Origin of the sequence: Microbacterium sp. SLBN-111 (assembly GCF_049739645.1) — a bacterium.
GTDB lineage: Bacteria > Actinomycetota > Actinomycetes > Actinomycetales > Microbacteriaceae > Microbacterium.
Map to the genome: position 1 here is coordinate 2,961,010 of NZ_JBMGQH010000001.1, position 13,500 is coordinate 2,974,509.

General features: G+C 71.3%; 12 protein-coding genes. 8 read left to right on the forward strand and 4 right to left on the reverse strand.

Features of this window, described 5'->3' with window-relative positions; translation table 11 throughout:
• Positions 1-12: 12 nt before the first annotated feature.
• Positions 13-1,347, reverse strand: coding sequence for a maltokinase N-terminal cap-like domain-containing protein (locus RKD05_RS13720; RefSeq protein ID WP_424710810.1), 1,335 nt, complete (start codon positions 1,345-1,347; stop codon positions 13-15).
• 82 nt (positions 1,348-1,429) lie between these two features.
• The gene (locus RKD05_RS13725) at positions 1,430-2,359 is read right to left on the reverse strand and encodes a hypothetical protein (RefSeq protein WP_424710812.1); all 930 of its coding nucleotides are present in this window, start codon (positions 2,357-2,359) and stop codon (positions 1,430-1,432) included.
• A 114-nt stretch (positions 2,360-2,473) separates the two neighbouring features.
• Here RKD05_RS13725 and RKD05_RS13730 point away from each other — a divergent pair, with 114 nt between their 5' ends.
• The 3 genes from RKD05_RS13730 (at position 2,474) to RKD05_RS13740 (ending at position 6,255) form a co-directional block, all read left to right on the forward strand.
• Positions 2,474-4,384, forward strand: a complete 1,911-nt coding sequence (locus RKD05_RS13730) for an ATP-binding cassette domain-containing protein (protein WP_424710813.1) — start codon at positions 2,474-2,476, stop codon at positions 4,382-4,384.
• Positions 4,360-5,922, forward strand: coding sequence for a hypothetical protein (locus RKD05_RS13735; protein WP_424710815.1), 1,563 nt, complete (start codon positions 4,360-4,362; stop codon positions 5,920-5,922). The genes RKD05_RS13730 and RKD05_RS13735 overlap by 25 nt, the downstream gene beginning before the upstream one ends.
• A 66-nt stretch (positions 5,923-5,988) precedes the next feature.
• Entirely contained in the window at positions 5,989-6,255 is a 267-nt protein-coding gene (locus RKD05_RS13740; protein WP_026095843.1) for a DUF3039 domain-containing protein, read from the forward strand.
• 4 nt (positions 6,256-6,259) lie between these two features.
• Here RKD05_RS13740 and RKD05_RS13745 read toward each other — a convergent pair whose 3' ends face one another.
• Positions 6,260-6,502: a hypothetical protein gene (locus RKD05_RS13745; protein ID WP_424710817.1), complete on the reverse strand. Its 243-nt coding sequence runs from the start codon at positions 6,500-6,502 to the stop codon at positions 6,260-6,262.
• Between the two features lie 964 nt (positions 6,503-7,466).
• On the reverse strand, positions 7,467-8,789 hold the full coding sequence (locus RKD05_RS13750; protein ID WP_424710818.1) for a nicotinate phosphoribosyltransferase: 1,323 nt from the start codon (positions 8,787-8,789) through the stop codon (positions 7,467-7,469).
• Positions 8,790-8,995: 206 nt separating this feature from the next.
• On the opposite strand from RKD05_RS13750, the gene murI reads away from it, so the two are divergent.
• The 5 genes from murI to RKD05_RS13775 all read left to right on the forward strand — a co-directional run bounded on the left by murI (position 8,996) and on the right by RKD05_RS13775 (position 13,500).
• Entirely contained in the window at positions 8,996-9,814 is an 819-nt protein-coding gene (gene murI, locus RKD05_RS13755; RefSeq protein ID WP_424710820.1) for a glutamate racemase, read from the forward strand.
• A 35-nt stretch (positions 9,815-9,849) separates the two neighbouring features.
• A complete protein-coding gene (rph, locus tag RKD05_RS13760) occupies positions 9,850-10,575 on the forward strand; it encodes a ribonuclease PH (RefSeq protein WP_022879262.1) in 726 nt (241 codons plus the stop codon).
• Between the two features lies 1 nt (position 10,576).
• A complete protein-coding gene (gene rdgB / locus RKD05_RS13765; protein ID WP_424710821.1) occupies positions 10,577-11,173 on the forward strand; it encodes an RdgB/HAM1 family non-canonical purine NTP pyrophosphatase in 597 nt (198 codons plus the stop codon).
• A 226-nt stretch (positions 11,174-11,399) separates the two neighbouring features.
• On the forward strand, positions 11,400-12,323 hold the full coding sequence (locus RKD05_RS13770; RefSeq protein WP_424710823.1) for a TIR domain-containing protein: 924 nt from the start codon (positions 11,400-11,402) through the stop codon (positions 12,321-12,323).
• Between the two features lie 259 nt (positions 12,324-12,582).
• Positions 12,583-13,500, forward strand: coding sequence for a cation diffusion facilitator family transporter (locus RKD05_RS13775; RefSeq protein ID WP_424710824.1), 918 nt, complete (start codon positions 12,583-12,585; stop codon positions 13,498-13,500).

Sequence of the window (13,500 nt, forward strand, 5' to 3'; positions counted from 1 at the left end):
TCGTCGTGCGTGTCAGTCCGGGAGCGGGGCCAGTCGGCCGATCGCGGCGAGCGGGATGCCGATCCAGTCCGGCCGGTTGCGCGTCTCGTAGATCGCCTCGTACACGGCCTTGTCGAGCTCGCAGGCCGCGAGCAGGGCGTCGGGAGCCGTGTGCTCGGGGCCGACGGTCTCGGCGTAGCCGTCGAGGAACGCCTGCTGCGCGGCGATGACCCACGCGCGGACGGCCGCACCGTCGTCGTCCGCCACGGCGCCGGAGACGTAGTCGAACGACCGCAGCATGCCCGCGACGTCCCGCACGGCGAGGTCGGGGCTGCGGCGCTCGGAGATCGGGCGCAGCGGTTCGCCCTCGAAGTCCAGCAGCACCCAGCCGTTCGAGGGCGTGTACAGCACCTGACCGAGGTGAAGATCGCCGTGGACGCGCTGCAGCGGCGGCCACGGCGCGGCGACGGCCTCGGCGTAGACCTGATGGATGCGATCGACGTACGGCGCGAGCGCCGGGACCTCCGCGACGGCGATCCCCAGGCGCCGCTCCCACGCGGCGGCCACGGCCGAGCGCACGGCGTCGTCGGGGGCGACGGTCGGGAACGTCCGCGCGAGGGCGACGTGCATGCGGGCGACGCTCTCGCCGAGGGCCCGTGCGGGCTCGGAGAAGTCGTCGGCGTCGGTGGCGGCCTGCAGCGCGACGCGCCAGGCGTCCTCGACGCCCTCGAAGAACTCCTGCGCGAACGCGAGCGATCCCGTCACCGTCTCGCCCGACGCCGCGGTCCAGGTGCCGCGCACCTCGCCGATCGCCGCGGGCACGAACGTCGCACCGCCCGCCGCCAGGGCGGACTGCAGCTCGACATCGGGGTTCACCCCTGCGTTGACCTGACGGAAGAGCTTGCAGATCACCGGCTCCGCCCCCTCAGGGCGGAAGATGATCGAAGTGTTCGACTGCTCACCGCTGAGCACCCGCGCGGGGATGTCCGACGGGGCCGTCGCCGGCGCGGACGACAGTGCGAGGCCGACGAATCCGCTCTCCGTCTCCGAGCCGGCCCCGCCGACCGACACCAGGCGGAACAGCAGGTCGGTGAAGGTCGGGTCGGTGACGGCATCCGACCACACCAGACCGTCACCCGCGGGGCCGATGAGACTCCCGGGGAGTACGGCGTCCGGTTCCCGTTGTGAGACCGGTACCTGGTACAGGGCGGCCGGGGTGACCGCTTCGTCGCGCACGAGCAGCACTCGGGTCCGGGGCGCGAGCAGTTCCCACTCGGCGACGAGCGTCAGACGCGGGTCGCGGCCCTTCGTGCCGTACCAGCGCTGTCGCGGCATCCACACGGTCAGGAGATCGAGGAGGTCACCCATGCGGTGAGGCTAACGCGATCACCCGTAGAGCGCTCGGGTCTTGCGCGGGCGCTCCGTCGATGAGAAGGCCGATGAGAAGGCGTCAGGATGCCTCTGACTCCGGTTCCGGGTCGTCGCGGTCCTTGCGGCGGGGGAGAGCCTTGCGGGCGACGGACCCCGTGCGGCGGCCGGCCGCGCCCACGGCTCCGGCGATGGCGCCGCCGATGCGCTGGACGCCACCGGCGGCGCGATGCTCGAGTCGCGATGCCCCTTCGCGCGGCTCGACGTCCTTCGGCAGGATGAGCGGCGGCGGACCGAAGGCCCGCCGCGAGGTCACGAGCACTCGGCGGCCGAGGATGTTGTTCCCGGCTCCGCCGACGACCGCTCCGACGCCGAACGGCAGCGCCTTCCCGATCCAGGACGCTCCACCGCGCGTGGCGAACTGGCGGACGAAGGTCGTCTTGAGGCGGTCGACGAGGGGACCGACCGCGGCGCGGGGGAGCGTCTTGGTGACGAGTTCGCCCCAGTAGCTCGACCGGCTGGCGCCGCGTCCCGACGCCTGGGCCGCGAGCTGCGACACCAGGTCGATGCCCTCCTTGCCGAGCATGAGCGTCAGGACGAGCGCTCGCGCGCGGTCGGGGTCGTCGACGGCGACCCCGTGGACCTCGGCGACCGACTGCGCGTACAGCGCCGTCGCCTCGAGGAAGCCGACGGTCTCGACTCCGCTCAAGGCGAGCGTGACGCCGGTGCCGATTCCCGGCACGACGGCGGTCGCGCCGACGGCGGCGCCTCCCGTGGTGACGGCCGCCAGATATCGGCGCTCGAGGATCCGCAGGATCTCCTGCGGAGTGGCATCCGGATGCCGGAGACGGATGCTGCGCAGATGGGAGAGCACCGCGGGCCGCTGCACGGCCAGCACACGGTCGAGCATGCGGATCGTTCGCGGATGCTCCTCCGACCCGGCCGGCGGCAGGCCGCCCTTCCAGGGCGCGTCGTCGGGCAGGGAGTGGATGCGGTGCACCTTCTCGGCCATGATCCCCATCCTGCCAAGCGTCTTCGTCGAGCGCGGGGCCTTGACGCGCTGCAACGGGGTGACTCCCCGTGTCGACCCCCGGTCGTTGTCGGAGGGTCTTGATAGCGTTGAGTGATGACAGCGTCGCTGCCGCAGCCCCCCGATTCCCCCTCCTCCGGCTCGGAGGACGATGCGTCGAGCGTCTACGCCTCCCCCTCGGCTCCGGCCCGTCCGAAGGCGCCTCGGCGTCCCGCTTCCCGTGCCCCGAAGGCGGATGCTGCCGCGCCCGACGACACGCCCGATGTCGAGAAGCCGACCCCACGTTCGGCGTCGGCGCGCAACGCGGCCGCGACCCCCGCTCCGCGCAGCCCGCGCACGCCCGCGGCCAAGAAACCCGCGACGCCGCGGACGCCTGCGGCCAAGAAGCCCGCGACTCCGCGGACGTCCGCGGCGACTGCGCGCACGCCCGCGGCCAAGAAGCCGGCGACGCCGCGGACGCCCGCGGCGAAGAAACCCGCGACTCCGCGGACGCCCGCGGCGAAGAAGCCCGCGGCCCCGCGCACGCCCGCGGCGGAGAGTCGTGTTGATGCGACGGACGTCCCCGTCGTCGGCGCGCCCGTCGGCGAGCCGGGTCCGCCCCCGCCGCTGCCCGCCGACCTGATCGTGCCCCCGCGTCCGCCGCTTCCCTCAACGGTCGAAGCGGACGTTCCGGCCGGTGACCCGACCCCGGCGGATGTCGCGGTCGAGGAACCGCGGGTCGCGGACGACGCAGGAGCGGACGAAGCGCGCGACGAGCAGGCCGCGTCCGCTGATCCCGAGGAGACGCTGAGTGCGGAGCCCGCGGGTGCGGAGATCGCCGCTGAACCGGTGGTCGCTGAGACGGTGGAGCCTGAGCCCGAGCCGGAGCCGGAGCCGGAGCCTGAGTTCGAGACGCCTGCTGCAGAGGATCCGGCCGCCGAGCCGCCCTCGGGGGACGAAGCTCGCGCTGAGCTACCCCCGCTGCAGGATCCGGCCGCCGAGGAGATCGTCGTCGCGGAGCAGCCGGTCGACGAGCCCATCGTCGAGGAGCTCGACGAATCCACCGGAGACGGGCCGGCAGAATCGGCTGAGGCGTTCGAGCCGGCCGACGACGACACGACGACCGACGAGCCGCTCGCCGACCTGTTCGGGGTGGACGAGGCTTCGGCCGAGGATCCGGATGCCGAGCGTCCGGCGATCACCGAAGACCCGACGCCCGCGGACGTCGCGGTGGAGGAGTCCGTCGCCGTCGAGGCGGACGCGTCCGCCGTGCCCGCGCTCAAGGTGCGCAACGTCACGAAGACCTTCGGTGACGTACGCGCCGTCGACGGCGTCGACCTGACGGTCCCGGCCGGTTCGTTCTACGGTCTCGTCGGACCCAATGGCGCGGGCAAGACGACGACCCTCTCGATCATCGCGGGGTTGCTGCGGTCCGACGGTGGCACGGTCGAGATCAACGGTGTCGACGCGAAACGGCAGGCGCGCGCGGCGAAGAAACTCATCGGTGTGCTGCCCGACCGTTTGCGGACCTTCGACCGGCTCACCGGTCGGCAGCTGCTGCACTACTACGGCGCGCTGCGCGGGCTGCCGTCCCCCGTGGTCGAGAGCCGTGCCGCCGACCTCGCGCGGGCCTTCGACCTCGTCGAGGCTCTCGGCCGCCCGGTCTCCGATTACTCCGCGGGCATGACGAAGAAGGTGATGCTGGCGGGCGCCATGATCCACTCGCCGCGCCTCCTCGTGCTCGACGAGCCGTTCGAGGCGGTCGATCCGGTCTCCAGCGGCGTCATCCTCGACATCCTCCGCGCCTACGTCGACCACGGCGGGACCGTGATCCTGTCGAGCCACGGCATGGAACTCGTGGAGCGCGTGTGTTCGCGTGTCGCCGTGATCGTGTCCGGCCAGGTGCTGGCCGAAGGCACCGTCGACGAGGTGCGCGGGGAATCGACCCTGGAGGAGCGGTTCCTCGAACTGTCCGGTGGCCTGGGCGACGTGGAGGGGCTCGAGTGGTTGCACACGTTCTCCGCCTGAGGCTCGCGATGATGCTCGGCGCCCTGCGGGGTGACCGGGATCACGTGCTCCGCCGGGCCGTCGGCCTGTTCGTCCTCGTCGCGGGTACGGTCTTCGCCGCGATCAACGTCGCGGCCCTCGCCGATTCCGACCGCCTGACGACCGCGGTGGTGACGGTGCTCGCCGGGTCCGCGGTGACGCTCGGCTTCGCGATCGCGCCGCCCCTCACGGCATCCGTCGATCCTCTCGACCCGCGTCGCTTCGCGGTCGTCGGCCCCGAACCGCGGCCGCTCGCGGCGATGCTGCTGCTCGCGGGTCTGGTGAGCGTGCCGGTGCTCGTGGTCATCGTGCTCGCGATCAGCCTCGCCACGGCGTGGTCGGCGCACGGCGCTGCGCCGGCGGCGAGCGTCCTGTCCATCGTTCTGGCGGTGGTCACGTGCGTGCTCCTGGCGAGGGTGAGCATGGCCCTCGGCGCGCTCGTACGCCGTCCACGGCAGTCGCGCGAGCTCTTCGGCGTGTACATCGTCGCGGTGCTCGTCGTCGTCGTTCCGGTCGGCATCTTCCTGGGTTCCCTGGAATGGCGCGGGGCGGTTCCGTCGCAGCTCGAGGCCGCGGCGGAGGTGCTCGCGTGGACGCCCACCGGTGCCGCCTGGAGCATCGCCCTCGCCCCCTCCGCGGGCGCAGCGATCGGAAGCGTCGTCGTCGCGCTGGCGACGGTCGCGCTCCTCGTGGCCGCGTGGTTCGTCCTCGTCCGGGTGCTGCTGACGACGACGCCGCGACCCGTGACCGTCCGCGAACGCGCGGGACTCGGATGGTTCGCCCTGCTCCCGGGCACGCCGGGTGGTGCGGTCGCGGCGCGCAGCCTGTCGTACTGGCTCCGCGACCGCCGCTACATCGTGAACGTCGTGGTGGTGCCGATCGCGGCGGTGCTCTCGACGCTGCCGCTCGTGGTCGCCGGCGTCCCGATCGAACTGGCGGTGCTTCTGTCGGCACCGATCATCGCTCTCTTCCTCGGCTGGATGCCGCACAACGACCTGGCCTACGACTCGACGGCCCTGTGGATGCACATCGCGAGCGGTGTGCGCGGCCTTCCCGACCGCCTGGGCCGGCTCGTCCCCGTCGTGCTGATCGCGCTGCCGCTGCTCGCGATCGCGATCCCGCTCGCGATCGCCGTGCACGGCCGATGGGCCTTCGCCCCCGCGCTCGTCGGTGTGTGCGCCGCGCTTTTCCTCTCGGGGCTGGGACTGTCGAGCATCGCCTCGGTCGCCGCGCCGTACGCCGTCTCCCGCCCCGGAGACAGCCCGTTCCAACAGCCGCAGCGCACGGGTTCGGGCGGCGTCATGGCTCAGGGCCTGGTCATGCTCGGCGCCCTTCTCGCCGCGGCACCCGCGATCTGGCTCGCCCTGCAGGCCGTGGCATCCGACACCGTCGACGCGCTCCCGGCCCTGTGGGTGGGGATCGGCGTGGGCGTCGCGGTGTTCGCGATCGGGATCGCCATCGGTTCCGCGGTGTTCGAGCGTCGCAGCACGCGTCTCATGGAGTTCGCCGAGGCGACCTGACCCGCGGGCGAAGCGGTTCCCGCGGAACCGTCCCCGCCCTGCGCTCCCCGGCTACACTGGCAGACCATGAGCACGCCTCTCGACCGACCGGACAGCGGGGGTCTCGCGACCCTCGATCGCGAGCTCGAAGAGCTCATCCGCGAGGAGAACATCGAGCCGGGCGACCACGAGCGGTTCTCGCACTACGTCAAGAAGGACAAGATCCTCGAGTCCGCGCTGACGGGAAAGCCGGTCCGCGCGCTCTGCGGCAAGAAGTGGACGCCGGGTCGCGACCCCGAGAAGTTCCCCGTGTGCCCGCAGTGCAAAGAGATCTACGAATCGCTCAACAGCTGAGGTCTCAGGTGACGTCGATCGTCGTCGTCGCCGACGCTGATCCGTCGCTGCCGTACAGCGTCATCGTGAAGGTGTAGGTGCCGACGGGGATCGGGTAGCCGGTCTCGCTCGGGTACCAGCGGACGTCCTGCGCGTAGCCGCCGATCGCGATGCTCAGCGTGCCCGACAGGGTGCTCGAGCCGAGCGCGGACCGGACACCGAGACGACGTAGGGGAGAACGGCGGCGCTCGGATCCGGGGTCGGCCACCAGACGATGTTCTGGTCGTACAGGGCGGTGACGTACACGACGAGCGGGCCGCGGTTGGAATTCGTCGCGGGGTCGTATTGGTGCCGGTTCTCCGCCGCGAAGTCGGGGCCGATGCGGAGCTTCGAGATCGGCACGCTCCCGCCGGATTGCGCCGCTGCCGGGACGAAGGTCGAGGCGATCGCTGGCGCGACCCAGGCCGCTGTCGAGATGATCGCGCGGCGGGCGGGATCGGCGGGTCGGTCGTGCCGGGCATCGGCGGTCATGGCGCTCTCCGTTCGGTGCACGCCCCGCGGACGGATCCGGGAGACCTGATCCGGCCGCGAGGATTTCACGCTAGGCAACGCAGGCGCACGTGCGGGCCGCTCGGCGCCCGACCTCGCCCGAACCGAGCGCGGCTTCACCCGCGGCGGAGCCCCCGCCTCCCGGGCGCACTGCGTCGCCGCGCGCGTCCCGGCGTCCCGCCCCGCGGCCCGCTCCCGCCCCGCTGCCCGTCGGTGCTCCGCCCACCTCCGCCGATAAACGCGATCCACGGGCGTAAACGCGCTGTCGTCCCGTTTCTCCCCGTGGATGGCGTTTATGGATGCCAGGGGGCAGACGCGCGGTGCGGCCCCGGGGCTCGCGCGGCGTGGCCCCGTGGCTCAGACGGTGCGGCCCCGCGGCCCGCTCCCGCCTTGCGGCCCGCTCCCGCCCCGCGGCGCGCCCCCGCCTTGCGGCCCGCTCCCGCCCCGCGGCGCGCCCCCGCCCCGCGGCCCGTCGGTGTCCCTCCCACCTCCGCTGATAAACGCGATCCACGGGCGGAAACGCGCTGTCGTCGCGTTTCTCCCCGTGGATGGCGTTTATGGATGCCAGGAGGCAGACGCGCAGTGCGGCCCCGGGACTCAGGCGGTGCGGCCCCGGGGCTCGCGCGGTGCGGGTCCGGGGCTCGCGCGGTGCGGCCCCGGGGCACGCGCGGGGCGGCCGGGGCTCAGGCTTCGACGTACTCCGTCGGCAGAGCCGGCTCCGACCGGCTCAGCGCGAGCGCGCGCACCGGCAGTTCCTCGCGCACGCGCGCGTGATGGGCTCGCGCGGCGGCGACGCCCTGCGGGCCGAGGGCTGCGGCGTCCGGTTCCCCGTCGACGACCAGCGGAACCTGGAGCGCGCGGGCGTCGGGGTGCTCCGCGGCGGTCGCGAGCTCCTCGAACCCGTCGCTCACGACGATGAGCTCCGAGGTCGCCGTGCCGTCGTCGAGCGTGCGGAACGCGGCCTTGCGGCCGCCGTGCGAGGCCTTCTGCGCGGAGGCCTTGGCGACGGCGACCCAGGATCCGTCCGCGGCGGCGCGCGCCACGAGCTTGAACACCAGACCGGCGGTGGGCGCACCCGATCCGGTGACGACCGAGGTGCCGACGCCGTAGCTGTCGACGGGGGAGGCGGCGAGGGCGGCGATCGCATACTCGTCGAGGTCGCTCGTCACGGTGATCCGCGTGCCGGTGGCGCCGAGTTCGTCGAGGAGCGCGCGCACCTCGCCGGCGACGATCGGGAGGTCGCCCGAGTCGATGCGCACTCCGCCCAGCTCGGTGCCCGCGACGCGCACCGCGGTGCGCACGCCCTCGGGGATGTCGTACGTGTCGATCAGCAGCGTCGTGTCGGAACCGACGGCAGCGATCTGTGAGCGGAACGCGTCCTCCTCGCTGTCGTGCAGCAGGGTCCAGGCGTGCGCGGCGGTCCCCATGGTCGGCACGCCCCAGCGGCGGCCGGCCTCGAGGTTGCTCGTCGCGGAGAACCCGGCGATGTAGGCGGCGCGGGCGGCCGCGACGGCCGACTCCTCGCCGGCCCGGCGCGAGCCCATCTCGGCGAGCGGCCGGTCGCCCGCCGCGACGCTCATGCGCGCGGCCGCGGTCGCCACCGCGGAGTCGAAGTTCAGCACGCTCAGGGCGAGCGTCTCGAGGATGACGGCCTCGGCGAACGTCCCCTCGATGGTCAGCAGCGGAGAGCCGGGGAAGTAGATCTCGCCCTCGCGGTAGCCCGTGATCGACCCCGTGAAGCGGTACCCCTCGAGGAAGTCGAGGGTCGTGGCATCCACGATCCGGTTGTCGCGGAGATAGCGCAGTTCGTCGTCGCCGAAGCGGAAGTCGCGGATCGCGTCGAGCAGACGTCCGGTGCCCGCGACGACGCCGAAGCGCCGCCCACCCGACAGGCGTCGGCCGAAGACCTCGAAGACGCACCGCCGCTGCGCCGTGCCGTCGCGGAGGCCCGCGTCGAGCATCGTGAGTTCGTAGCGATCGGTGTGCAGGGCCGTACTGCGGGTCATCCCGTCAGCCTATTCCGGCCGCGCCGCCTTTCCTGGGCCCGGCATCCCGCTTGACACGGACGGCCGCCGTGCCGGACTCCGGACCTTTCGCTCGAAACGGATGCCATTGCCGAGGCTGATCCGCGGATCGCCGAGATCCTCCGGAGTCCGGTACGCCGAGCCGTCCCACCCGGCAGCGCGGCGACCGCCGGGTAGGCTGGATGCCTATGAACGACGCGCCGATCGGCATCTTCGACTCGGGAGTCGGTGGTCTCACCGTCGCCCGCGCGGTCTCGGCGCAGCTGCCGCGGGAGTCGATCCTCTACATCGGCGACACCGCGCGCTCGCCCTACGGGCCGAAGCCGATCGCCGACGTCCGGCGGTACGCGCTCGAGGTGCTGGACACACTCGTCGAGCAGGGCGTGAAGATGCTCGTGATCGCGTGCAACACGGCATCCGCCGCCATGCTCCGCGACGCGCGCGAGCGCTACGACGTCCCGGTCGTGGAGGTGATCGGCCCCGCCGTCCGCACCGCGATGTCGACGACCCGTAACGGCCGCATCGGCGTGATCGGCACCGTCGGCACGATCGGCTCGCGCGCCTACCAGGACATGCTCGAGGTCAACGAGCGCCTCACGGTCTTCGCCGAGGCGGCGCCGCGGTTCGTGGAGTTCGTGGAGGCGGGGGTCACCGACTCGCCCGAGGTGCTCGCGGTCGCGGAGAAGTACCTCGCGCCGCTCCGCCGTGCCGGTGTCGACACGCTCGTTCTCGGCTGCACCCACTACCCGTTCCTCGAGGGCGCCATCAGTTACGTGATGGGGCCCGAGGTGAGCCTCGTCTCGAGCGACAGCGAGACCGCGAAGGACGTGTACCGGCAGCTCGTGTCCGGCGACCTGCTTGCGGGACCGGATGCCATCCCCACCCACCGCTACGAAGCCACGGGTGCATCCGCCGACGAATTCGTGCGCCTCGCGCATCGCCTGATGGGTCGCGAGATCCGCGACGTGCAGCTGGTGCAGACCGGCGCCATCGACCTGCCGCGCTGAGGCGTGGCATCCATCCCGTTCCCTGGAGGACTCCCATGACCCGTAAAGACGGCCGGACCGACGACCAGCTGCGCCCCGTGACGATCGAGCGGGGCTGGTCGGCGCACGCCGAGGGCTCGGCGCTCATCACCTTCGGCGGCACGAAGGTGCTGTGCACCGCGTCGTTCACGAACGGCGTGCCGCGCTGGCTCACCGGGAAGGGCAAGGGCTGGGTCACGGCCGAGTACGCGATGCTGCCGCGCGCGACGAACAGCCGCAACGACCGCGAGAGCATCAAGGGCAAGGTCGGCGGTCGCACCCACGAGATCTCACGCCTGATCGGCCGCGCGCTGCGCGCCGTCGTCGACACCAAGGCGCTCGGCGAGAACACGATCGTGATCGACTGCGACGTGCTGCAGGCCGACGGCGGGACGCGCACCGCGGCGATCACGGGTGCGTACGTCGCCCTCGCGGATGCCATCGCCTGGGGCCGCGAGAAGAAGTTCATCGCGCAGCGCTCCGAGGTGCTCGTCGACTCGGTGTCGGCCGTGTCGGTCGGGATCATCGACGGCACCCCGATGCTGGACCTCGCGTACGTCGAGGACGTGCGCGCCGAGACCGACATGAACGTCGTCGTCACCGGTCGCGGACTGTTCGTCGAGGTGCAGGGCACGGCCGAGGGCGCGCCGTTCGACAAGCGCGAGCTCGACCAGCTGCTCGAGCTGGGCGTCAACGGGTGCGCGCAGCTGCGCGACCTGCAGACCGCGGCCCTGAACGCCTGACATGGCCCGCGTCGTTCTCGCCACGCACAACCCGCACAAGGTCGAGGAGTTCCAGGCGATCGTCGCCGCGACCCGTCCCGACCTCGAGGTCGTCGGGTACGACGGCCCCGAGCCGGTCGAGGACGGCGTGACCTTCGCCGCCAATGCGCTGATCAAGGCGCGTGCTGCCGCCGCGCACACGGGACTGCCGGCGCTGGCCGACGACTCGGGTGTCGCGGTGGACGTCCTGGGCGGATCGCCTGGCGTGTTCTCGGCCTACTGGGCCGGGCACAAGAAGGATGCCACGGCCAACCTCGAGCTGCTTCTCGACCAGCTCTCCGACGTCGCCGACCCGCACCGCACCGCGCAGTTCGTTTCCGTCATCGCCCTCGTGCGTCCCGACGGCACCGAGGACACGGTCGAGGGCCGCTGGCCCGGCCGCCTCGCGACGGCGCCGGCCGGCCCGGGCGGCTTCGGCTACGACCCGATCTTCATCCCGGATGGGCAGGATGCCGCGTCCGAGCGCACGGTCGGGGAGTGGTCCGCGGAGGAGAAGAACGCGCACTCGCACCGGGCCCGCGCCTTCCAGAGCCTCGTGCCGCTGCTGCAGACGCTCTGACCCAGAGCTCTCAGAGGAAGAACCGCCGCAACTCTGGTCCCACGTCGAGGTTCGTTGGGTGGCGTTGGGTCCTCTGGGACGTCTGAGACCCGATAGGTTTATCGACCGACGGCACGTCGCTGTGCGGCGACCGACAGGCGCAGGTCGACGACGCCGGGTGCAAACCGGTCACCCCGCGAGCGGTGTACGACCGTCCGCAGCGGTTCCACATATGTAGCCTGAACGCGTGGCTATCAAGAGGTCGAACGTCCGTGGCGCAGTGCTGACGCAGCGGACCGTCGCACAGATTCTGGAGTCCCTGCGCGGCTACACGGTTGCGAGCCTCGAGCAGTCCCTGCAGTATTCGCGGGAGATGGACGATTTTGCGACTAGCCAGGGCCGAGAGCCGTCCGACGGGACGTTTGCAAAGCATTTGGAAGAGGTGATCCGCGATGGCGGCCGGTGGGTCATGAAGAGCCTCCAGCTCACCGACGTGCGCGGTGTCGAGACATCGAGGGGCAGCTCGGAAGACCTCGATCTGTCGTTCGTCGATGAAGCACTGGCGATGGACTTGACCCTCGTGCCATACGCTGCCATGGGCTCTGGGATGTCGGTTCAGCTCACGCTTCGGGATGAATCAGTCCACTTGTCTATTGAAGCCGATGAACGCCTCGTCGTGGCGATGTTCGATGTCGCGCACGAGGCGCTTCTCGCGACCGTCCCGCCCAACTCCGCAGCTGCGGCGCAGTCGGCGCGGCCGTTCCGGATTTTCATCGCATACGGCGGTGGGCGTGCGTGGGAGGTCGTTCGTGACTATCTCGTGGCTGCGGGCTTTGAGGTGGATGCCTTCACCGAACAGGAACGTGCGGGCGAACTGACGCTAGACGTGGTCGAGGGGATGATCCGATCCGCGAGCGTGGCCGTAATCGTCATGACTGGCGCGGACAAGATGGAAGACGGATCCATTTACGCGCGCCAGAACGTTGTCCACGAGACCGGGTTCGCTCAAGGTGCCATCGGTCGCCGCAACACGGTGATACTGCGCGAGGCCGGCGTGACGCTTCCGACAAACGTGGCTGGTCTCACTTACATTCAATTTGAGAAGGGTGAAATTCACACGACGAAGGACCGAGTGATTGCCTTGCTTTCCCGGCTCCGGTCCCTGGCGTGAGATGGGGCGCGGAACGCTATCCACGATCTTGCCGTCGACATCACGAATAACTCAGCGCCGGCACCTTCTGCAGTGGGCGAGGTCTGATTGGCCGGAACAGTCCTCCGCCGTCGGAGGCGCTTGACATGAGCGTGGGCACGACCCCACGCAGTCTGACGTTCTAATCGTGATGCTTAGCTGCGGGAGAGCGAGAACCGCTCTCATTCCCGACTACGTGCAAACGCCTCCGCACCCGACGGCCCGGCTCTAGCCTGGATCCATGCACGATCACGCGCCCGCCGGTGGCATCCGCGATGCCGGGAACCGACGCCTGCTCGCGATCGCGCTGAACCTCACGGCCACCGTGATGGTGGTGCAGGTCGTGGGCGCCATCCTCACCGGATCACTCGCGCTGCTCGCCGATGCGGCGCACATGTTCACCGACGCGGCGGCTCTCGTCGTCGCGCTCATCGCGACGGCGATCGCGGCACGGCCCGCCGATGACCGCCGCACCTTCGGGTATCAGCGCGCCGAGGTGCTCGGGGCGCTCGTCAACGGCATCGTGCTCATCGTGCTGAGCCTGTGGGTCGCGTTCGAGGCCGTGCAGCGGCTGCTCAGGCCGGCCGATGCCGAGGTGCAGGGCGGCCTGATGCTCGTCGTCGCCGTCGTGGGCCTCCTCGCGAACGCCGTGTCGATGTGGTTGCTCGGGCGCGCCCAGAAGCGCAGCATCAACGTGCGCGGCGCGTACCTCGAGGTGCTGGGCGACCTCATCGGGTCCGCGGCGGTGATCGTCGCGGCGATCGTGATCGTCATGACCGGATTCGTGCAGGCGGATGCCATCGCCTCCCTGTTCATCGCGGTGATGATCGTCCCGCGGGCCATCGGTCTGCTGCGCGAGGTCATGGCGGTGCTCACCGAGTCCGCGCCGACCGGGGTGCGCGTGTCCGAGATCCGCGAGCACCTGCGCGGGGCCGACGGTGTCGTCGACGTGCACGACGTCCACGTGTGGCAGCTCACGCGCGGAGCGCCGGTGTTCAGTGCGCACGTCGTCGTGGAGGAAGCGGCCTTGACCGATGGCCGGGCCGCTCGGATCCTGGCATCCCTCCAGACGTGCCTCGCCGACCACTTCGACGTCGAGCACTCGACGTTCCAGCTCGAACCCGCCGGACACGTCGAACACGACGCGCAGCACGCCTGA